At 73.6% G+C, this 20341-nt stretch carries 22 protein-coding genes and 1 pseudogene; 16 read left to right on the forward strand and 7 right to left on the reverse strand.

All coding sequences use genetic code 11. The features are described 5' to 3' along the window. Positions 1-62 precede the first annotated feature (62 nt). The 7 genes and pseudogenes from ACFV5H_RS14060 (at position 63) to ACFV5H_RS14090 (ending at position 7289) form a co-directional block, all read left to right on the forward strand. Positions 63-1739, forward strand: coding sequence for an FAD-dependent oxidoreductase (locus ACFV5H_RS14060; protein WP_385049992.1), 1677 nt, complete (start codon positions 63-65; stop codon positions 1737-1739). Further along, positions 1736-3214, forward strand: a complete 1479-nt coding sequence (locus ACFV5H_RS14065) for an ATP-binding protein (protein ID WP_385049989.1) — start codon at positions 1736-1738, stop codon at positions 3212-3214. Before ACFV5H_RS14060 ends, ACFV5H_RS14065 begins: the two co-directional genes overlap by 4 nt. Then, positions 3211-3564, forward strand: coding sequence for a UBP-type zinc finger domain-containing protein (locus ACFV5H_RS14070; protein ID WP_385049987.1), 354 nt, complete (start codon positions 3211-3213; stop codon positions 3562-3564). The genes ACFV5H_RS14065 and ACFV5H_RS14070 overlap by 4 nt, the downstream gene beginning before the upstream one ends. A gap of 3 nt (positions 3565-3567) precedes the next feature. Next, positions 3568-3861: pseudogene (locus tag ACFV5H_RS14075) on the forward strand (CAP domain-containing protein); the annotation flags it as partial. A gap of 69 nt (positions 3862-3930) precedes the next feature. Then, positions 3931-4608 carry an AIM24 family protein gene (locus tag ACFV5H_RS14080; protein WP_385049984.1) on the forward strand — a complete coding sequence of 226 codons (678 nt, stop codon included), beginning with the start codon at positions 3931-3933 and terminating at the stop codon, positions 4606-4608. A gap of 80 nt (positions 4609-4688) precedes the next feature. Next, positions 4689-5648, forward strand: coding sequence for a threonine/serine dehydratase (locus ACFV5H_RS14085; RefSeq protein ID WP_385194806.1), 960 nt, complete (start codon positions 4689-4691; stop codon positions 5646-5648). Between the two features lie 78 nt (positions 5649-5726). Next, entirely contained in the window at positions 5727-7289 is a 1563-nt protein-coding gene (locus tag ACFV5H_RS14090; protein ID WP_385194808.1) for a serine/threonine-protein kinase, read from the forward strand. On the opposite strand, the gene ACFV5H_RS14095 is transcribed toward ACFV5H_RS14090, so the two are convergent. Continuing rightward, a complete protein-coding gene (locus ACFV5H_RS14095; protein ID WP_385049975.1) occupies positions 7260-8732 on the reverse strand; it encodes a serine hydrolase domain-containing protein in 1473 nt (490 codons plus the stop codon). The two genes, ACFV5H_RS14090 and ACFV5H_RS14095, sit on opposite strands and share 30 nt — an antisense overlap. Before the next feature lie 73 nt (positions 8733-8805). Between ACFV5H_RS14095 and ACFV5H_RS14100 the strand changes: the two genes are divergently transcribed. Together ACFV5H_RS14100 and ACFV5H_RS14105 are read left to right on the forward strand one after the other, a co-directional pair. Further along, positions 8806-9777 (forward strand): LLM class F420-dependent oxidoreductase, encoded by a 972-nt coding sequence (locus tag ACFV5H_RS14100; protein ID WP_385194809.1) that lies wholly within the window; start codon positions 8806-8808, stop codon positions 9775-9777. Positions 9778-9885: 108 nt separating this feature from the next. Next, positions 9886-10311, forward strand: coding sequence for an SsgA family sporulation/cell division regulator (locus ACFV5H_RS14105; RefSeq protein ID WP_385049969.1), 426 nt, complete (start codon positions 9886-9888; stop codon positions 10309-10311). Between the two features lie 6 nt (positions 10312-10317). Here ACFV5H_RS14105 and ACFV5H_RS14110 read toward each other — a convergent pair whose 3' ends face one another. Beyond that, positions 10318-10815: a DUF6328 family protein gene (locus ACFV5H_RS14110; RefSeq protein WP_385049966.1), complete on the reverse strand. Its 498-nt coding sequence runs from the start codon at positions 10813-10815 to the stop codon at positions 10318-10320. 136 nt (positions 10816-10951) lie between these two features. On the opposite strand from ACFV5H_RS14110, the gene ACFV5H_RS14115 reads away from it, so the two are divergent. Then, entirely contained in the window at positions 10952-11290 is a 339-nt protein-coding gene (locus tag ACFV5H_RS14115) for a hypothetical protein (RefSeq protein WP_385194812.1), read from the forward strand. A 12-nt stretch (positions 11291-11302) separates the two neighbouring features. Here ACFV5H_RS14115 and ACFV5H_RS14120 read toward each other — a convergent pair whose 3' ends face one another. From ACFV5H_RS14120 to ACFV5H_RS14130, 3 genes are all read right to left on the reverse strand, one after another. After that, positions 11303-12286, reverse strand: coding sequence for an aldo/keto reductase (locus ACFV5H_RS14120; protein WP_385049961.1), 984 nt, complete (start codon positions 12284-12286; stop codon positions 11303-11305). Positions 12287-12349: 63 nt separating this feature from the next. Next, positions 12350-13048 (reverse strand): ribonuclease H, encoded by a 699-nt coding sequence (locus tag ACFV5H_RS14125; protein ID WP_385049958.1) that lies wholly within the window; start codon positions 13046-13048, stop codon positions 12350-12352. Between the two features lie 419 nt (positions 13049-13467). After that, positions 13468-13950, reverse strand: a complete 483-nt coding sequence (locus tag ACFV5H_RS14130; RefSeq protein ID WP_385049955.1) for a VOC family protein — start codon at positions 13948-13950, stop codon at positions 13468-13470. A 221-nt stretch (positions 13951-14171) separates the two neighbouring features. Here ACFV5H_RS14130 and ACFV5H_RS14135 point away from each other — a divergent pair, with 221 nt between their 5' ends. Both ACFV5H_RS14135 and ACFV5H_RS14140 read left to right on the forward strand, forming a co-directional pair. Then, positions 14172-14828, forward strand: a complete 657-nt coding sequence (locus tag ACFV5H_RS14135; protein WP_385049952.1) for an ATP-dependent Clp protease proteolytic subunit — start codon at positions 14172-14174, stop codon at positions 14826-14828. Beyond that, positions 14828-15430 carry a ClpP family protease gene (locus ACFV5H_RS14140; protein ID WP_385049949.1) on the forward strand — a complete coding sequence of 201 codons (603 nt, stop codon included), beginning with the start codon at positions 14828-14830 and terminating at the stop codon, positions 15428-15430. The genes ACFV5H_RS14135 and ACFV5H_RS14140 overlap by 1 nt, the downstream gene beginning before the upstream one ends. Positions 15431-15445: 15 nt before the next feature. On the opposite strand, the gene ACFV5H_RS14145 is transcribed toward ACFV5H_RS14140, so the two are convergent. Then, positions 15446-15835, reverse strand: coding sequence for a helix-turn-helix domain-containing protein (locus ACFV5H_RS14145; protein WP_385050067.1), 390 nt, complete (start codon positions 15833-15835; stop codon positions 15446-15448). A 259-nt stretch (positions 15836-16094) separates the two neighbouring features. On the opposite strand from ACFV5H_RS14145, the gene ACFV5H_RS14150 reads away from it, so the two are divergent. Then, positions 16095-16982: an RNA polymerase sigma factor SigF gene (locus tag ACFV5H_RS14150; protein ID WP_385049946.1), complete on the forward strand. Its 888-nt coding sequence runs from the start codon at positions 16095-16097 to the stop codon at positions 16980-16982. A gap of 24 nt (positions 16983-17006) precedes the next feature. Here ACFV5H_RS14150 and ACFV5H_RS14155 read toward each other — a convergent pair whose 3' ends face one another. Next, on the reverse strand, positions 17007-17462 hold the full coding sequence (locus ACFV5H_RS14155) for an ATP-binding protein (RefSeq protein WP_385049945.1): 456 nt from the start codon (positions 17460-17462) through the stop codon (positions 17007-17009). A 147-nt stretch (positions 17463-17609) separates the two neighbouring features. Between ACFV5H_RS14155 and ACFV5H_RS14160 the strand changes: the two genes are divergently transcribed. The 3 genes from ACFV5H_RS14160 to ACFV5H_RS14170 are packed head-to-tail and all read left to right on the forward strand — an operon-like array spanning position 17610 to position 19937. Beyond that, positions 17610-18194 (forward strand): PRC-barrel domain containing protein, encoded by a 585-nt coding sequence (locus ACFV5H_RS14160; RefSeq protein ID WP_385049943.1) that lies wholly within the window; start codon positions 17610-17612, stop codon positions 18192-18194. Continuing rightward, positions 18191-18622 carry a PRC-barrel domain containing protein gene (locus ACFV5H_RS14165; RefSeq protein WP_385049940.1) on the forward strand — a complete coding sequence of 144 codons (432 nt, stop codon included), beginning with the start codon at positions 18191-18193 and terminating at the stop codon, positions 18620-18622. Before ACFV5H_RS14160 ends, ACFV5H_RS14165 begins: the two co-directional genes overlap by 4 nt. A 46-nt stretch (positions 18623-18668) precedes the next feature. Then, the gene (locus ACFV5H_RS14170; RefSeq protein ID WP_385049937.1) at positions 18669-19937 is read left to right on the forward strand and encodes a streptophobe family protein; all 1269 of its coding nucleotides are present in this window, start codon (positions 18669-18671) and stop codon (positions 19935-19937) included. Positions 19938-20341 lie beyond the last annotated feature (404 nt).

Genomic DNA, 20341 nt, shown 5'->3' on the forward strand with positions numbered 1-20341 from the left:
GTGGCCGCGGCCGGGCCGGGGCCCGCCGCGCCGGGGATCCGACCGTACGACGTGGGGGACGTATGACACAGGCCGCCGAAGCGGCGCGGACCGTGATCATGACCGTGGACGACGACCCGGGCGTCTCCCGCGCCGTGGCGCGGGACCTCAGACGGCGCTACGGGGCGTCGTACCGGATCGTGCGCGCGGAGTCCGGCGAGTCCGCGCTGGACGCGCTGCGCGAACTGAAGCTGCGCGGCGACCTGGTGGCGGTGATCCTCGCCGACTACCGGATGCCGCGGATGAACGGCATCGAGTTCCTGGAACAGGCCCTCGACATCCATCCCGGCGCGCGGCGGGTGCTGCTCACCGCGTACGCGGACACCGGCGCGGCGATCGACGCGATCAACGTCGTCGACCTCGACCACTACCTCCTCAAGCCGTGGGACCCGCCGGAGGAGAAGCTCTATCCGGTCCTGGACGACCTCCTGGAGGCCTGGCGGCGCAGCGACCACCGGCCGGTGCCCAGCACCAAGGTGGTCGGGCACCGCTGGTCGGCGCGCTCCTCGGACGTACGGGAGTTCCTGGCCCGCAACCAGGTGCCCTACCGCTGGTACTCCGCCGACGAGCCGGAGGGCCGGCGGCTGCTGGCCGCCGCCGGCGAGGACGGGATGCGGCTGCCGGTGGTGATCACCCCGGACGGGACGCCGCTGGTGGAGCCGGAGTCCGTGGACCTCGCCGCACGGGTGGGCCTGGCGACGACCCCGGAGGCCGACTTCTACGACCTGGTGGTGGTCGGCGGCGGCCCGGCGGGGCTCGGCGCGGCGGTCTACGGGGCCTCCGAAGGGCTGCGGACCGTGCTGGTGGAGCGGTCGGCGACCGGTGGGCAGGCGGGGCAGTCCTCCCGGATCGAGAACTACCTGGGCTTCCCCGACGGCGTGTCGGGGGCGCAGCTCACCGAGCGGGCGCGGCGGCAGGCCACGAAGTTCGGCGCCGAGATCCTCACCGCGCGGGAGGTGACGGGTCTCGAGGTCAACGGCGGCGCCCGGGTCGTACGGTTCTCCGACGGTTCGGCGGTCGCCGCGCACAGTGTGATCCTGGCGACCGGGGTGTCGTACCGGCAGCTGGCCGCACCCGGCTGCGACGAGCTCAACGGTTGCGGTGTCTTCTACGGGTCCGCGCTGACGGAGGCCGCCGCCTGCCAGGGCCACGACGTGTACATCGTCGGCGGCGCCAACTCGGCCGGGCAGGCCGCGATGTACCTGTCCCGGTTCGCCAAGTCGGTGACGCTGCTGGTGCGCGGGCCGGATCTGACGGCGTCGATGTCGTACTACCTGATCCAGCAGATCGACCGGGCGCCGAACATCTCGGTGCGGTGCGGCGCGGTCGTCGAGGGCGCGCACGGCGACGGCCGGCTGGAACGGCTGACGCTGCGCGACACGGACAGCGGGCAGACCGAACTCGTCGACGCGCAGTGGCTGTTCGTGTTCATCGGCGCCGCCCCGCTGACCGACTGGCTGGACGGCACGGTGCTGCGGGACGAACGCGGGTTCATCCTCGCCGGGCCCGATCTGACCCCCGACGGGCGGCCACCGGCCGACTGGGAGCTGGACCGGCCGCCGTACCACCTGGAGACCAACGTGCCCGGCGTGTTCGTCGCGGGCGACGCCCGCGCGGAGTCCGCCAAGCGGGTCGCGTCCGCCGTCGGAGAGGGAGCCATGGCCGTGATGCTCGTCCACCGGTACCTGGAGCAGTCGTGAGCGGGCGTCCGATGCCGTGCAGCCCGCAGGAGATCGGCTCCCTGTTCCTGTTCGAGAAACTCACCGCCGAGCAGCTCGGACGGCTCTGCGCCGAGGGACGGGTGGAGCGGTTCGAACCCGGGCCGGTCTACACCGAGGGCTCCCCCGCCACCTGCTTCTACGTGATGCTGGAAGGCACCGTCGTACTGTCCCGCCGGGTCGGCGCGGACGACGTGGAGGTCAGCCGCACGTCCCAGCGCGGGGTGTACGCGGGGGCCATGCAGGCGTACCTCGGGGACCGGGTGCGGCAGGTCTACAACAACTCGATGCGCGTGACGGAGCCGACGCGGTTCTTCGTGGTGCCCGCGGACACGTTCGCGAGCGTCATGCGGGAGTGGTTCCCGATGGCGGTCCACCTCCTGGAGGGGCTGTTCTTCGGTTCGAAGAACGCCCAGCGCGCCATCGGCCAGCGCGAACGGCTGCTGGCGCTCGGGTCGTTGTCGGCCGGGCTGACGCACGAACTGAACAACCCCGCCGCGGCCGCCGTACGGGCGACGGCGACGCTGCGCGAACGCGTCGGCAAGATGCGGCACAAGCTGCGCGTCATCTCCGCGGGCACCTACGACCGCGAGACCCTCGCCAACCTCATCGACATCCAGGAGCGGACGGCCGAACGGGTCGCGAAGGCGCCCGTGCTCAGCCCGTTGGAGGCGTCGGACCGGGAGGACGCGCTCGCCGACTGGCTGGACGACCACGGCATCCCCGACGGCTGGCGGATCGCCCCGACGTTCGTCCAGGCCGGACTGGACCTGGACTGGCTGGACCAGGTCGCCGCCGCCGTGGACGAGGCGACGCTGCCGTCGGCGGTCGGCTGGCTCAGCTACACGGTCGAGACGGAACTGCTCATGGACGAGATCGCGGACTCCACGAACCGCGTCTCGCACCTCGTCGACGCCGCCAAGCAGTACTCGCAGCTCGACCGCGCCCCCTTCCAGGTCGCCGACGTACATGAACTCCTCGACAGCACCCTGCTGATGCTGTCGGGGAAGTTCGGGCAGCGGATCAAGGTGGTCAAGGAGTACGACCGCGCACTGCCGCGGATCCCGGCGTACCCGGCGGAGCTCAACCAGGTGTGGACCAACCTGATCGACAACGCGGTCTCCGCCATGAACGGCGCGGACGCGGACGACGGGCAGGGCGGGGAGGGCACCCTGACCGTGCGCACCGCACGGGAGAACGACCGGCTGCTGGTGGAGTTCGGCGACACCGGCACGGGCATCCCGCCGGAGGTCCGCGACCGGGTCTTCGACCCGTTCTTCACCACCAAGCCGGTGGGCGAGGGCACCGGGCTCGGCCTGGACATCTCCTGGCGGATCGTGGTCGACAAGCACCACGGGACCCTGCGGTTCGAGTCCGAGCCGGGCGACACCCGCTTCCAGGTGCTGCTGCCGCTCACCGCTCCGGCCCCCGACGACACACCCGAGGAGCCCGCATGACCAGCGACCACGCCATCGACCCCGGCGTCCCCCCGACCGGCGCGGGCTGCGCCGACTGCGACGCCGTGGGCGGCTGGTGGTTCCACCTGCGGCGCTGCGCGAGTTGCGGCCACATCGGCTGCTGCGACAGCTCGCCCGGTCAGCACGCCACGGCGCACTTCGAGGCCACCGGGCACCCCGTGGTCCGCAGCTACGAGCCGGGCGAGGACTGGTTCTGGGACTACGCCACGAACGAGCTGTACGAGTCCGGCCCCGACCTGGCCCCGCCCGTGAGCCACCCGGCGGACCAGCCGTCACCGGGCCCGGCGGGACGGGTGCCGTCGAACTGGGCCCAGGCGCTGCACCGCTGAGGAACCGCGGCCGCGCAGGCGCACAGCGCCGACATGGCGGCCCGCGACTTCTACTCCCTCACCGCGCCCGACGGCGGCAGGCCCTGGGACCGGGCCGCCGCCGCGGGTTCGGCGCGGCGGACGACCGGCGAGAACACAGCGTGCGGCCGGCGCTCGGCCGCCGAGGTCGTCCAGGGCTGGATGAACAGCCCCGGTCACCGCGCCGACATCCTCGAGGCCGGCTTCACCCGCATCGGCGTCGGATTCGCGGGCGGCGGCCGGGCGGGCACGTGCTGGACCCAGCTCTTCGGCGGCTGACGGCGCCGGTCCCGGTGCCGTCCGTGCATGATCCTGGCGGAGGGAGAGAGTCCGGGTGAGGATGCCCTCATGAAGGGTGACCTGTTTTCCAGTCAGCACATGGTGCAGCCGGCCACGGCCGCGGGCATGACCGTCGAGAACGCCAAATGCATCCGCTACACGGTCGACGGCGAGATGCACGCCCGGCAGGGCGCGATGATCGCCTATCGCGGCAGCCTCCGGTTCGAGCGCAAGGGCCAGGGCGTCGGCGGCATGCTCAAACGGGCGGTGACCGGCGAGGGGCTGCCGTTGATGGCGGTCCGCGGACAGGGCGAGGCCTGGTTCGCGCACGAGGCGCAGAACTGCTTCGTCGTCGAGGTCGACCCCGGCGACGAGTTCACCGTCAACGGCCGCAACGTCCTGTGCTTCGACTCCTCGCTGTCGTACCGGATCGCGACCGTGAAGGGCGCCGGCATCAGCGGCGGCGGGCTGTTCAACAGCGTCTTCACCGGGCACGGCCGGCTGGGGCTGGTGTGCGAGGGGAATCCGCTGGTGATCCCGGTGTCGCCGCAGTACCCGGTGTACGTGGACACGGACGCGATCGTCGGCTGGACCGCGGGCCTGGCCACCTCGCTGCACCGTTCCCAGTCTCTGGGCTCGATGCTGCGCGGCGGGTCGGGCGAGGCCGTGCAGCTGATGCTGCAGGGCGAGGGGTACGTCGTCGTCCGGCCCAGTGAGGCGACACCGCAGAAGGCCCAGCAGCACTGAGCGATGTTGACCTTGGCCGCCCCGCGGGTCAGGGTGGATGACGGCACGGATCACACCCCCGCGCCGGAGAGGTGACAGTCGTGATCGGGATCGCCGACATCGAGACCGCGGCCGAGCGGATCGCCGGGCACGTGGTGCGGACCCCGACCGTGCCGAGCCCCGGCCTGTCGGCACTGCTCGGGGCCCCGGTCACCACGAAGCTGGAGCTGTTGCAGCGCACCGGTTCGTTCAAGGTGCGGGGCGCGGCGGCGAAGCTGCTGTCGCTGGGCGAGGCCGAGCGGGCCGCCGGGGTCGTGGCGGTGAGCGGCGGCAACCACGGGATCGCCCTCGCGGTGATGGCCGCGGCCCTCGATGTGAAGGCCACGGTGGTGATGCCGCGTTCGGCGCCCCTGCGGGCCGTGGAGATCGCGGAGTCCGCGGGCGCGTCGGTGCGGCTGACCGACGACATGGACGGTGCGTTCGCGCTCATGACGCGGCTCCAGCAGGAGGGGCTGACCCTGGTCCACCCCTTCGACGACCCGGTGGTGATCGCCGGCCAGGGCACGGTGGGGCTGGAGTTCGCCGCGGACGCCGGTGACCTCACGGACGTCCTGGTGAGCATCGGGGGCGGCGGGCTGATCGCCGGGGTGGCGGCGGCGCTGCGCGCGCTGCGGCCGGGGGTGCGGGTCTGGGGTGTGGAGACCGAGGGCGCGCAGGCGATGTCCGAGGCGCTGGCGGCGGGCGGCCCGGTGCCGGTGGAGCTGACGTCGATCGTCTCCACGCTCAGCGCCCCGGCCGTCTCCCCGCTGACGTACGAGCATGTGTCGGAGCTGGTCACCGAGGTGCTGGTGGTACCGGACCGGGAGGCGGTGCGGGGCTCGCTGGAGCTCGCGGACCACGCCAAGGTGTGGGCCGAGCCGGCCGCCGGCTGTCTGCTGCCCGCCGCGCGGCGGGTGCTGGAACGGGTCGGCGAGGGGGCCCGGCTCGGTCTCGTGGTGTGCGGCGGCAACGCCACCACCGGCGACATGATCGCCTGGACGGAACACTTCGAGCTTCTCTGAGCCTCCCGTTGAACGGACCCCGCCCGCTCCCCGTACCACTGGGGACAGCGGGAGCCGGCGGTTCGACGAGGGATGGCCATGGGCAGGGCGCACGTCTCCACGGAACGGCCGGTCGCCGGACGCTACCGGCTGGTCGAGATCACCCATCGCGAGACCAACCGCGTCCGCTGGTACGCCGACGACCTGCGGACCGGCCGCCCCTGCCTGGTCACCCGGGTCGGGCTCCCGCAGGACGCGGCCGGCACGCGGCGCGCGCCCTCCCGTGCGCTGCGGGCGACGGAGAGCGTGGCGCACCTGTGCCCCGGCCGGATCGCCGCCGTCGTCGACGCCGTCGAGGAGGCCGGTTTCCTGTGGACCGTCACCGCGTGGATCGACGGCACACCGCTCGACGAGGTCCTCGCCGAGGAGGGCACGTTCCCCCCTGTGCGGGCCGCCCGCATCGCGCTGGAGCTGCTCGACGTGCTGGAGGCCGCGCACGCCGGGGGCGTCACGCACGGCGAGCTCAGCCCCGGCCAGGTGTTCCTGCGCGAGGGCGGGCCGGCCGTCGTCACCGGGTACGGTCTGGCCGGCACGGTGCCGGCGCCCCGGCTCACGGCACCGTCGTACGCCTCCCCGGAGCAGGCCCGTGCCGAGCGGATCGGCCCCGCCGCGGACCTGTGGGCGCTGGGCGCGATCCTCCACACGATGCTGGAGGGGCGTCCGCCGTTCCGGGACCGCGGGCGGCCCGAGGCCACGCTGAAGGGCGTGGACCGGCTGCCGCCGCGCACACCGGTACGGGCGGGCCCGCTCACCCAGGTCGTCCAGGGACTGCTGCGCAAGGACCCGCGGGAGCGGCTGACCCGCCAGGTGGTCCGCGGGGCGCTCACCCGCGTGCTGCGGGAGGGCCCGGAGGCGGCGCCGAGCCCCCGGCCGCACGGCTCGCACACCGGCACCGTGCGGTACGCGGGCCGGGAGCGTGGCAGACGGACGACGCTCCTCGGCACCACGCTCGCCGTCGTCACGGTGGCGGTCGCCGTGCTCGCCGCGACGCGGGGGCTGCCGGGCGCCGGCGGCGACTCCGCCGCCGACGCGCCGCCGCCCTCGGCGTCCGTGCCGGCCGCCCCACCGGACGAGCCCGGGGACCCGTCCGCGCCCACCCCGTCCCCCTCCCCGTCGGACGGCGCGGGCGGCCTCCCGCCCGGCTACCGCGCCCACCACGCCCCGGAGGGCTTCTCCGTCGCGCTACCGAAGGGCTGGGAGCGGCTGGACACCTCCCGCGGCGCCGACCGGGGCTACCGCGTCACCTTCGGCGCCGACGGGGACCCGCGCACGCTCGCCGTCACCTACAGCGAGCGGGTGGGGTCGGACGCGGTGGCCGTGTGGCGGGACGACGTGGAGCCGCGCCTGGAGCGGTCCGGCGCCGGCTACGAGCGGATCGGCGGGATCCGGGCGACGACGTACCAGGGGCGCGAGGCCGCCGACCTGGAGTGGTACGCCGAGGCCGGCGGCGCCCGGGTGCGCACCCTCGGCCGCGGGTTCCTGCTGGGCGGCGGGCGCGGCTTCTCGCTGCGCTGGACGACCCCGGCCGCCGACTGGGAGGGACCCGCGAGCCGGGAGGCCCTGCGGACCTTCCTACGGACGTTCCGGCCCGCCGCGGACTGAGCCGCGCGGGGCGCGCAGCTTGCGCAGGGGCCACTCGTGCAGCGGGCGGGTGAGCCAGCGGGCGGTGAAGGTCCGGTCGGTGAGGGAACAGGTGACCCGGAGGCGGTGCGGCGTCTCCAGGAACACCAGGTCCACGGCGAGGGTGTCGCCGTCGTCCCAGCCTCCGCTCGCGGCGGCCGGGACGGGCTTCTCGGCGGTCGTCCACCCCTGCCCGGCGGAGAACGGTGCGCCGAACCGTTCGCCGTCCTCGGTGAGGGTCAGCGTCCAGCCACCGCCGGCGTCCGCCGTGACCTCGGCCGCGGTCAGCTTCGGCTGGTCGGCGCAGCCCCCGCCCTCCGGGGTGAACGCGGCACCGGACCAGTCCCCGGCCCGCTCCGGCGGTACGGGGCCTCCCCCGGCCGGGGGCAGAGCGAGCCGTTCGAGACGTTCGCGCAGGGCGGTGTCCGTGGCCTGACGGCCGGTCAGCGGCTCCGGGTGGAAGGCGGGCAGGAGGTGCCGCCAGACCAGGTCGAGGTACTCCTGCGTCCGCTCGGTCGCCGTCGTCACGGCGACCACCGCGTCGTGCTCGGGCAGGACGAGGCAGAACTGCCCGTAGGCCCCGTCGCCCCGGAATCCGTGCCGGGAGACCCAGAACTGGTACCCGTAGCCGCGGTTCGAGTCCTGCCGGTCCCCCACCAGCACGGTTCCGGCGGTCGGTGTGTGCGGGTGCGAGGCGCGGGCGGCCCACCCCTCGGGCAGCAGCCGTTCGCCCCGCCACACCCCGTCGTTCAGGTACAGCAGGCCGAGCCGGGCCACGGCGTCGGTGGCGGCGTGCAGTCCGCTGAAGCCGATCTCGCGGCCGGTGCGGTCCCGCTGCCACAGCGTCTCGCCGATGCCCAGCGGGTCGAACAGCCGGGGCCGCAGATAGTCGGTGAGCGGCTGTCCTGTGACCCGCTGCACGATCGCGCCGAGGGTGTACGTGCAGGGCTGGTTGTAGGCGAAGACGGTACCCGGGTCGCGCTGCGGCGGCTGGAGCAGGAAGCCGCGCACGGGTTCGGCGGGGTCGGCGGCGAACGCCGCGTCGACGGTCTCGTCCTCGTGGCCGCTGGCCATGGACGCCACGTGCCGGACCAGCATCGCCCGGCTGCGCGGGTCGGTGATGTCGGCCTCGAACTCCGGGAAGTACGACAGCACCGGGGCGTCGAAGTCGAGCAGTCCCTCGGCCTCGGCGAGGGCGGCGGCGGTCGCCGTGAAGCTCTTGCTGAGCGAGTACAGCAGCTGCGGGCGCCGCGCGGCGTACGGTGCCCACCAGCCGGCGGCCACCAGGTGGCCGTGGCGAAGGATCATCAGGCTGTGCGGCTCGATGTCCGGGGCGGCTTCGAGGGCGTCGAGGAAGGCGTGGACGCCGGACGCGTCGACGCCCTGGGCGGCGGGCTCCGCGGTGGGGAGCGGGTGGGCGGTCATGAGGGGCATCCTGCCCGGAGCGCCGCCGGGTGATCCATCGTTTTCCCCGCCCCGGCCGGGGGACCCGGGGCACATGGTGCGAATCGGATACACGATGATGACCGAGCAGGCCGGACCCCGTGAGCTGGTCGACCATGTGGTGCGGGCCGAGGAGGCCGGCTTCGACTTCTCGGTGACCTCGGACCACTACTTCCCCTGGCTGGCGTCGCAGGGTCACGCGCCGTACGCCTGGAGCGTGCTGGGCGCCGCCGCACAGGCCACCTCGCGCATCCCGCTGATGACGTACGTGACGTGTCCGACGCTGCGCTACCACCCGGCGGTGGTGGCGCAGAAGGCGGCGACGGTACAGCTGCTGTCCGAGGGCCGGTTCCGGCTGGGGCTCGGCTCCGGCGAGAACCTCAACGAGCACGTGGTGGGCGGCGGCTGGCCGTCCGTGGACGTGCGGCACGAGATGCTCGAGGAGGCGGTGGAGATCATCCGCGCACTGTTCGAGGGCGGCCACGTGAACCACCGGGGCACCCACTTCGACGTCGAGTCGGCCAAGTTGTGGGACCTGCCGGACGAGCCGCCGCCGATCGGTGTCGCGGTGTCCGGGAAGCGGTCCTGCGCCCTCGCGGGCCGGCTCGCCGACCTGGTGATCGCCACCGAGCCGGAGGCGGAGCTGCTGGACGACTTCGACCGGCACGGCGGGCAGGGCAAACCGCGGGTGGGACAGCTTCCGGTGTGCTACGACCCCGACCGGGACGCGGCCGTCGAACGCGCCCACGACCAGTTCCGCTGGTTCGGCAACGGCTGGAAGGTCAACTCGGAGCTGCCGCACCCGGACTCCTTCGCGTCGGCGACGCAGTTCGTCCGGCCCGACGACGTCGCCGGGTCGATTCCGTGCGGCAGCGACCCGGCGGACTTCGTCGAGGCCGTCCGTCCCTACGCCGAGGCGGGTTTCACCGAGATCGCCCTGGTGCAGATCGGCGGCGAGTCGCAGCCGGCGTACCTGGACTGGTCGGAGAAGACGTTGCTGCCGGCGCTGCGGGACGCCCTCGGCTGACGCCCCCGGCGGCCCCGCACGGACGGTGATTCACCCGTAGAGCTGAGCATCTTGCGTGGATGCGGGGTACTAGAGGGCTCTACGTCGGTACTTCCCGGAGGCCCTTTCGTGAACTCGTTCGTGCACAAGACCCTGGTGGTGGAGCTCCAGGCGGGCGACACGGAGCGCTTCCCCGTGCTCGCCCACCTGAGCTACGACCCGTCCGACCCGTTCGCCGTCACCGTCGTCTTCAGCCACGACGGCCGGGTCCTCGCCCGCTGGCAGCTCGACCGGGAGATGGTCACCGAGAGCCTCACCCGCCCGGTCGGCATCGGGGACGTGCGGCTGCGGCCGGAGTCCCGGGGCGTGGGGCGGGAGCTGCGGATGGAGTTCCTCGGCGAGGCCCACGCCGACGGCGGCCGGCACCACGCGGTGGTGTTCGCGTGGGCCGAGACCGTCGGCGGGTTCCTGCACGAGACCCGGCTGCTGGTGCCGCCGGGGTGCGAGGAGGTCCGCGTGGACGACTTCCTCGCGGACGTCCTCACCGGGAACTGAACTCCCCTAGCGCGTGGTGTGGCGGTGCCGGGCCCACATCGGCAGGCCGAACCAGCACAGCAGGTACCAGGCCACCACTCCGGCCACCAGGTAGGGCACGAAGCCGTCGTGGGTGGCCACGCGCAGGATGAGCAGCAGGGAGCAGCTGGTGGTGGCCAGCAGCAGCAGGAGGCCGAGCAGGGTGAGCCGGGAGGCCCACCGCACGGCGTGCGCCTTGATGCGCCGTCCGGAGACGAGCCGGTGCAGGGACACGGGACCGATGAGGGCGCCGGTGGCGCAGGCGCCCAGCACCACCGTGATGAGGTAGATCGTCTGATCGGTGTCGGACAGTTTGGCGTAGGTCGGGGTGAACACGACGGTCAGCAGGAAGCCGAAGAGGATCTGCACCCCCATCTGGGCGACACGGACCTCCTGTATGAGCTCCGTCCACATCCGGTCCGCTCTCTCGTCCTCCGTCTCGTTCCGTCCCCGGCGCCTGACCTCGCCCCGCTCCGTGTCCGACACAGTGCCTCCCTTTCCGTGGGTCTCCCCCTCCGGATGCCCCGAAAGCCGCCGTCCTCCCAGGCCGGTCGCCGGTTTGGGGGTGCGGGGCACGGTTACACGGACGGCGATGACACCGAGGCCAGGAGGTCGTGGACGCATGTCGGACACCCAGCTCACCTTGACGTTCAGCGGCGGGGACGCCGACGACGCCCGGGCGGTCGTCCGGGTTCTGGAGGGCACGTTCGGGGACGCGGAACAGCGTCCCTCCGCGGAGCACGCGACGGTCCGCGTGGCGACGTTCACCGGGGAGAAGCGGGCGGCGGCCGGGGCCGCGGACGCGGGGCCGCTGTCGGCGCCGGTGACCGTCACCGTGCAGGGCACTCCGGAGGCGGTGCGGCGGGCGAGCGACACCCTCACGCGGTCCTTCACGGCGCGCGACGAGGGCGCCGCCTCCGGCGACCAGGAGCAGGAGCGGCAGCTGCTCCTGGAGCCGTGACGTCCGTCGCCGCTACCAGCGGCCCTCCACCTGGTCCTTGATCCGCCGGTCGTAGAGGTCCCGGATCGCCGTGAGCGTCGCCCCGGGCAGCTCCGGGAGCCGGGCGGCGGCCGCGTTGGCGCGGGCCTGCTCGGGCGTACGGGCGCCGGGGATGACGGTGGTGACGCCGGGCTGCTCGATGATCCAGCGCAGGGCGAGCTGGGCCGGGGTGTATCCCTCGGGGGCGAGCGCGGCGAACTCGGCGGCGGCCTCGACACCGGTCGCGTAGTCGACGCCGGAGAAGGTCTCGCCCTGGTCGAAGGCCTCGCCGTGCCGGTTGAAGCTGCGGTGGTCGTTCTCGGCGAAGACGGTGTCCCGGGTGTACTTGCCGGACAGCAGTCCGGAGGCGAGCGGGACGCGGGCGATGATGCCGACGCCCGCCTCGCGGGCGGCCGGGAGGACCTCGCGCAGCGGCTTCATGCGGAACGGGTTGAGGATGATCTGCACGCTCGCCACGTTCGGCCGGGCGATCGCGGTGAGCGCCTCCGCGCAGGTCTCCACGCTGACGCCGTAGGCGGCGATCCGCTCCTCCTCCACCAGGGTGTCGAGGGCGTCGAAGACCTCGTCGGTGGAGTAGACGGGGGTCGGCGGGCAGTGCAGCTGCACCAGGTCGATCCGGTCGACGCCGAGGTTGCGCCGCGAGCGGTCGTTCCAGGCGCGGAAGTTGTCCAGGACGTAGTTCCCGGGGATCTGGTCGACCCGGCGGCCCATCTTGGTGGCGACCAGTACGTGCAGATCGGGCCGTCCGCCGATGAACGACGCGATGGTCTGCTCGCTGCGTCCGTCGCCGTACACGTCGGCGGTGTCGAAGAAGGTGACGCCCGACTCGGCGGCGGTCTCCAGCACCGTGAGGGCTTCCTTGTCGTCGACGTCGCCCCAGTCCGCCCCGAGTTGCCATGTGCCGAGACCGATCACGGAGGCGTGCTGCTGCGACCTGTCGAATGTGCGCTCGTCCATGGGGTCAGTCTGTCATCCGTGCCGCCCGGCCGGCGGGCGGCTCCGCCGTCGTCGTGCGCCCGCTCAGACGCTCCGGGCCGCCGTCCGGCACTCGGGGTGGCCCCAGCCCTTGCCGTTCTTGGCGATGGGTTCGCCGGCCGCGTAGGACCGTCCGCACGGGCAGCGGCCCGGGAACTTCGCCTTGATCGTGCGGGACGAGGAGCCGCCGCGCTGCCGGGGTGTCCTCGCCCCGCCGGACCCGCGCCCCGCCGCGCCGCCCGCCGGGCGGTCCGGGGCGGCCGGCGGCTCGGGCGAACCCAGCTCGCTGCCGGCGTCCTCCTGGGCGGTGGCCGCCCGGCTGGCCGCGCGGTCGGCGAAGTCGTTGAGCCGGTCGCCGTCGACCTGGTGGGCGGGGACGTAGCGGAACTCGACCGAGCGGTCCTGGAGGAGTTCGTCGATGCGGACGACGAGTTCCTGGTTGGCGACCGGTTTGCCGGCCGCGGTGCGCCAGCCGTTGCGCTTCCAGCCGGGGAGCCAGGTGGTGACGGCCTTCATGGCGTACTGCGAGTCCATCCGGACCTCGAGCGGTACGGCGGGGTCGGTCGCCGCCAGCAGCCGCTCCAGCGCCGTGAGTTCGGCGATGTTGTTGGTGGCCCTGCCGAGCGCTCCCGCCTCCCAGCGGACCGGCGTCCCGGACCGGTCGGCGACCACCCAGGCCCAGCCGGCGGGCCCCGGGTTTCCCTTCGAAGCCCCGTCGCACGCGGCCACAACTCGTTCACGCATGCGCCCGATCATGCCATGTCCGGCCGGGCGGGCCGGGCCCGCCCGGAGTGGTGACGCCCTGCGGGCCGCCGGCTGTCGCGTCGGCCCGGCGCGGGGCGCCTCCGGGCGGTACGGCCGTGGCTCCGGCCCCTTCCGGACGGGGGCCGGTCCGTCTCCTCACGCCGGGCGGGAACCGCCGTGCGCGCAGGCCGTGGACCGTGCCGGTGGCGCCGGCCGCCGCGCCGCCCGGCGCGTGCACGGGCCCGTCGTCCGGGTGCGCCGGGTGAACGTGCCGTACGAGGAGCGGGCCGCCGCCTCAGGCGGGCCGGGCGGAGCCCGGTACAACCTGGGGCACGGTACCTGCCGTGCGACGGCCCACGACCGCGCCCGACCGGGGACGGCGGGGCCCCGTGGCGGCCTCGCCGCCGGTCCGGGCCGCCTCACTCGCCCGCGTACGCCTTCTCCAGGGCGGCGATGTCGAGCTTGCCCATCGTCATCATGGACTTCATGGCGCGGTCCGCCTTCCGCCGGTCCGGGTCGCTGATCATCTCGGTCAGCCGCACCGCGTTGACCTGCCAGGATACACCGAACCGGTCCTTGAGCCAGCCGCAGGGGCCGTGCTCGCCGCCGCCCTCGACGAGCTTCTCCCAGTAGTGGTCGATCTCCGCCTGGTCCGCGCAGTCGAGCTGGAAGGAGATCGCCTCGTTGAACTTGAACTCGGGCCCGCCGTTGAGCGCGACGAACTTCTGGCCGTTGGCCGTGAACTCGACGGTGAGCACGGAGTCCTCGGCGCCGGGCGTGGCGCCGGTGCTGCGGACGACGTCGCCGAGGCTCGAGTCCTTGAAGACCGAGACGTAGAAGTTCGCGGCCTCCTCGGCCTGGCCGTCGTACCAGAGGCATGTGGTGAATCCGTCGGTGGTCATGAGTACCTCCCGGGCGTGGAACACGGTCATGGGTGTTGACCCGGCCCCGCCCCGGAACTCATCGGTGCGGTCCCGGATCGATCCGGACGGCGGTACGGACGGTCACTCTGCCCACGGCGAATCTGCCACGGGCAGAGATTTCCCCGCCGGCCCGGCGGGCCGGCCGAGAGTGGGGGCGCGCGGTCGTCCCGGCCGCGTTCCAGCGACCTTCAGGAGCGCCGATGTCCCCGTTCACCGCCGGCCCGTGGCCGGTCCCGCTGCCCCGGGCCGAGGAGGGCGACACCCCGCCGACCCGGTTCGACGACCATCTCGCCGCCCAGCTCCTCGCGCAGCGCATCGTGCTGCTCGGCACGCAGGTCGACGAGGTGTCCGCCAACCGTGTGTGCGCGCAGTTGCTGGTCCTGTCCGCCGAGGACCCGCGCACCGACATCAGCCTGTACATCAACAGCCCCGGCGGCTCGGTCCACGCGGGCCTGGCCATCTACGACACGATGCGGCTGATCCCCAACGACGTCTCGACCCTGGCCATGGGCTTCGCGGCCAGCATGGGCCAGTTCCTGCTCTGTGTCGGCACGCCCGGCAAGCGCTACGCCCTGCCGAACGCACGCGTCATGATGCACCAGCCGTCGGGGGGCATCGGGGGCACCACCGCCGACATCGAGATCCAGGCGGAGAGCCTGGAGTTCACCAAGCGGACCATCGAGCGGATCACCGCCGAGCACACCGGCCAGACCCCGGAGACCATCTCCCGGGACGGCGACCGGGACCGCTGGTTCACCGCCGGGCAGGCGAGGGAGTACGGGATGGTCGACCGGGTGGTGGAGTCGCTGGACGACGTCCGCCCGGCCGCCGCCCGGCCCAGGATGGGGCTGCGGTGATGGGGTCGTACACGATTCCGAACGTCGTCGAGCGCACCCCGCAGGGCGAACGGTCCTACGACGTGTTCAGCCGGCTGCTGGCCGAGCGGATCATCTTCCTGGGGACGGAGATCGACGACGGGGTCGCCAACGTCGTCATCGCGCAGCTCCTCCATCTGGAGTCGTCGGCCCCGGAGAGCGAGATCGCGGTCTACATCAACTCCCCCGGTGGCTCGTTCACCTCGCTGATGGCGATCTACGACACGATGACGTTCGTCCAGGCGCCGATCTCGACGTTCTGCGTCGGGCAGGCGGCGTCCACGGCGGCCGTGCTGCTGGCCGGCGGGGACCCGGGGCGGCGGTTCGTGCTGGAGCACGCGCGGGTGCTGCTGGGGCAGCCCGCCACCGGCGGGACGCGCGGCACGGCGTCCGACCTGTCGCTGCGGGCCAAGGAGATGGTGCGGATCCGCTCCCAGGTGGAGGAGGTGCTGTCCCGGCACACGCACCACGACGTGGCGACCCTGCGGGCCGACATGGACCGCGACAAGGTGTTCACCGCCGAGGAGGCCGTGGCGTACGGCCTGGCCGACGAGGTGCTGGCCCGGCGCCTCGTGAGGGTGTGAGGCGCCGGGCGCGGGTCAGGCGGCCAGGCAGAGTCCGTTGTGCGCGGAGCCGGACGCTCCCCGGGTCGTGGTGACGGCCCGCCGGCCGGTGACGCGGACCAGTTCCCCGTGGGCCCGGGTCAGCAGGTCGCCGAGGCCGAGGCCGAGCGCCCGGGCGGCGGCCGCGAGGACCTCCGAGGAGGCCTCCTTGCGGCCCCGCTCCACCTCCGAGAGATAGGGCATGGAGATCCGGGCCGCGTCGGCGACGTCCTTCAGTGTCCGTTCCTGGGTGAGCCGCTCGCTGCGGAGCACGTCCCCGACGAGGTCGCGCAGCAGCGGCTCCCTGGGCGCGGGAGCCGCCGGGTCCGGCGGCGGGCCGGGGCGCAGGGGGATGACGCGGGCACGGTCCGGCGCTGGGCCGGTCATCTCTTGATTGGTCACCTCCTCAGCCTAGGAATTCCGGCCCCGGGGGGAAGGGACCGGCGTTCCGCCCTGAGTGAAGGAGTTCCGGGGCGCGGCCCGGAGCGCCGTACGGGCCGCGCCCCCGTACCATCGGACGTACGAGTGACGACCGGTGCGCACCGCGGTTCCGATCCTCCCGGAACTCGGTGGGCATGGGTCGGTACGACCTGGGTACTCGCAGTTCTCAGGCACATGTCAGCCATGACGTCCGTGGGGAGAGGCAATGAGGACCGCCGTGATCCGGTCGCAGGCACAGGTAGTCGAGCAGCACACCGAGGCCGGGACGGGTGACGGGGACCTGCGGGACGTGGTGGATCCGCGTGCCGTCGCCCCGCGCGACGCCAGGGAGCTGTCCCGTCAGTTCTTCCGTCGCCTGGCGGAGCTGGAGGAGGGCACGCACGAGTACCAGTACGCGCGCAACACCCTCATCGAGATGAACATGTCCCTCGTCCGCTTCGCGGCCGGGCGGTTCCGCGGTCGCGGCGACGACATGGACGACATCGTGCAGACCGGCATGATCGGTCTGATCAAGGCCATCGACCGGTTCGAGCTGTCCCGCGAGGTCGAGTTCACCTCCTTCGCGCTGCCGTACATCGTCGGTGAGATCAAGCGTTTCTTCCGGGACACCACATGGGCCGTGCACGTGCCGCGCCGGCTCCAGGAGCTGCGGGTCGAGCTGGCGAAGGCCCGCGAGGAGCTCGCCAGCCGGCTGGACCGGGAGCCCACGGTCGGCGAGCTGGCCACGCTGATGAACATCACCGAGCAGCAGGTCGTCGAGGGGCAGATCGCAGCGAACGGGTACAACTCGTCGTCGCTGGACGCCGCCCTCACCGGTGACGGCCCCGAGCACGGCGAGGCCGTACTGGCCGACTTCATCGGCGTCGAGGAGGAGGGGCTGCGCCTCGTCGAGGACTTCCACTCGCTCGCTCCGCTGATGGCCGAGCTCAGCGAACGCGACCGGGAGATCATCCACATGCGGTTCGTGGAGGAGGCCACCCAGGCGGAGATCGGTGAGCGCCTCGGCTGCTCGCAGATGCACGTGTCCCGCCTGATCAAGCGGATCATCAGCCGGCTGCGCGAGGGCATGCTGGGCGAGCTCGGCTGCGCCTGACCGGGCGGACGACGGCGTCGCCGGTCAGGCGGCGCCGAGGTCCAGCACGGCGCGTACGCGCTTGCCGACCGGCACGCGCTCGACGGTGACGTCCCGCGCCAGCGCGCGGACGATCTCCAGACCGTGCCGGCCGACGCGCTCGGGGTTGCGCGGGAAGACCCGGGGCAGGCTGGCGCTGCTGTCGTACACCGCCACCGTGAGCGCGGTGTCGGTGCCCTCCAGCTCCAGGATGTACGGGCCGTCGCTGTGCCGGTCCGCGTTGGTGACCAGTTCGCTCACCACCAGCAGCACCGCGCCGTCGGCCCGCTCGTCGATCGTGGCGCACCATTCGGTCCGCAACTGCTGGAGGAAGTGCGCGGCGAACGTCCGCGCCTCGGCGATACACCCCGGCTCGCCGGTGAAGTGTGCCGACCGCCGCAGCGGTTCCACGGGCACGTCGAAACCAGTCGGTATCACTGCCCCGTCCAGGTAGTAGGTCATGCTCGTTCTCTCCGCGAAGCCGGGTCGGCCGGACGAATCTGCACCCGTCCTGGTACCCCGACTCCCGCGGCACAGTCCACCCGATCGGTGTTCGCTCCCGCGGGGCGGGGAACCCGGGTTCCGCCGGTGTGCGGCGGAAGGGGCGCCATGAACGGACTGACGGCGGTACGGAGCCTGACGACGCTGCCCGTGGTGACGCTGGGTGGCGATGCCGTGGCGCATGTCAAGGACACGGTCTTCGACCCGGAGGGCGAGCGGATCGCGAGCTTCACCCTCACCGGCCGGACCCTGATGTCGGGCCCGCTGCCACGGGATCTGCCCTGGCAGGCGGTGCACTGCCTGGGCCGTCACGCGGTGATGGTCCGCGACGAGGGGGCACTGTTCGATCTGCCCCTGTCGGTGGCGCGCCGTGACGCCCTGCGCGGGCGGCTGCTCGGGGCGCATGTGCTGACCGACGACGGCGACCTGGTGGGCACGGTGCTCGACGTGCTGGTCGAGGGCGGCACCAGCGGCCGGCTCGTCGCGTTCCGGCTCGCCGCGCACCGGGAACTGGTGCACGGCTCCCGGCACCGCCGGCACCAGGTGTACGTGCCGCGGGGTGAGGCCCTGAGCGTCTCCGGCCGGACGCTGGTGATCCCGGCGCACGCGACGACGTACGTCACCGACGACCCGCCGGCCTTCGCCGCCCGGGCCGGCGCCCGCCACGACCGCGGGAGGGGTGCGGCCCGATGATGCTGTTCTCACGGGTGCGCGGGCTGCCCGTCCTGACGCCGGGCGACGCGGACCGGGTCGGGGTGGTCCGCGCGCTGACGGTCGACGCGGCGTCCGGACAGGTCACGCATGTCCGGATACGGCGCGGGCGGCTGCGCAGGGAGGCCGTGGTGGCCTGGAGCGCCCTGGGCGCGGCCGGCCCGGACATGCTGATCGCGCGCCCGGCCGGCGACCCGGCCGAGGTTCCGCCCCACCGTGATCTGGTGGGGAGCAGGGTGCTCACCGAGTGCGGGGAGGAGCGCGGCACCGTGCTCGACGCGGCGTTCGATCCGGCCACCGCCCGCATCGAGGCGGTCCTGACGACCCTCGGCGAGCTGCCGGCCGAGCGCCTGCTGGGCCTCGGCGACCACGCCCTGGTGATCCGGACGGGCCACGGGCATCCCGGTTAGGGTCTCCCGGCGGGCGGGGCGGGCCGGGGCTGCTTAGCGTGCAGAGGTGAGCTCACGCACCCTTTCCGGCCGTCCGGTCGCCCGCCACGGCTGGGCGCAGGCCCTCGTCACGGTCCTCGGCGCGCTGATCGCCATGGGCGCGGTGGCCGCACTGGGACTGTGGGCGGCCGGCGCCACGGACCTCCCGGGCGGCTCCTTCCCCCAGGTGGTCGCGGCGACCGTGGTCACGGCCGTCGGCGGGACGGTGGAGCTCTCCGGGGACGCCGGCGAGCTGGCCGGCGCGGAGGGCGGTCTGACGGTCATCCCGCTGTCCGTCACCCTCGTCGGGGCACTGGTCATCGGCCGGGGCTTCCTGCGCCCACTGCGGCACCGGGCGGTCGCCGGGGCGCCCGAGCTGGCCGGGTGGACGGCGCGGATCGCCGCGTTGTGGCTGCTCGCGGTCCTCGGTCTCGCGCTCGCCGCGCGGCACACGTACGAGCTCTCCCTCGGGGACGGTCCGCTCGGTGACCTGGGTGAGCTGTTCGGGATCAGGCCGGTGGTGGGGTTCTCCACCGATGTGCCGCCGACCGTCCTCATCGGCCTGCTCTGGCTGGCGGGCGTGCTGCTGGTGGCGCTGACGGTGTCCCGTGGCGCCCCGTTGCCGGCCGGGCTGCTGCGCCTCCGGACGTCGGTGCGTCCCGCGGCGCACGCGATGGTGCTGCTGTTGCTGGCCACGGTCGTCATCGGCCTCGTCATCGCGCTGGTCGTCGCCGCCACCCGGGGACATCCGGCCGAGACGTTCGCCGTGGTCCTGCTGGGGCTGCCCAACGTGGTCTGGCCGGCGCTGACGATCGGGCTCGGTGCCACCTGGGACGGCAGGGTGGAGGGGCCCTTCGGGCTGCCCATGCCGCATGTGCTCGACGAGGTGCTGCGCACACCGGACGTCTCCACCCTGAACCTGGGCACGCTCACCGAGCACGACGGCGGGAAGTGGTGGTGGCTGCTGGTGGTGACAGCGGTGCTGCTGCTGGCCACCGCGTTCCTGATGGCGGCCCGCTCCCCCGCCCGGGTGCGGGCCTGGCAGCACGCCGTGCACATGGCGGTGGCGCTGGCGCTGACCGTGCTGATGATCTGCCTCATGGCCCGGATCTCCGCGCGGTTCGGCCTGTCCGTGCTCGGCATCGGCGATCTGGGCGAGGGCCTCTCCGGCCAGGTACTGCTGAGACCACGGCTGTGGAGCGCCCTGGGCCTGGCCCTGCTGTGGGGCCTGGTCGCGGGTTTCGCGGGGGCGCTGCTGGCGCGGGGGGTACGCCGAAGGGGCGGGAACGGCCGCTGACCGGGTTCACACCCGCGGACCGAAGGCCGGGACGGCGCGGGGCGCCCCGTCGGCCGTACAGGTGTGCGGCCGGGTGCCGTCGGTGTGCACCCGTCGCCCGTGGTCGGGGTCGTGGAGCCGTACGGACTCCCCGTCGACGACGGTCCCGACGCGCAGGCCGCGGGTGCGCGCGGGAGGGCTCCCCCGTCGAGGCCGCCGTCGGCCGGGCCGGCCACGGCGGCCCGGTGGCGGGTCGGGGCCTCCTCGGCCCGCATCGGCGGCGGCCGCGGGTCGGCGGTGGGTGGGCCCCGGGGTACGAAGACCGGGCGGCGGCCGTCGATCCAGGCCGACCGGCCGTCGGAGCACGGCACGTGCCCCCCGGCCGCCGTACCGTTCCGGCGGCTGCACCGGCGGCAGCGGGTCGA

It is taken from the genome of Streptomyces sp. NPDC059787 (genome assembly GCF_042732315.1).
Lineage (GTDB): Bacteria > Actinomycetota > Actinomycetes > Streptomycetales > Streptomycetaceae > Streptomyces > Streptomyces atrovirens.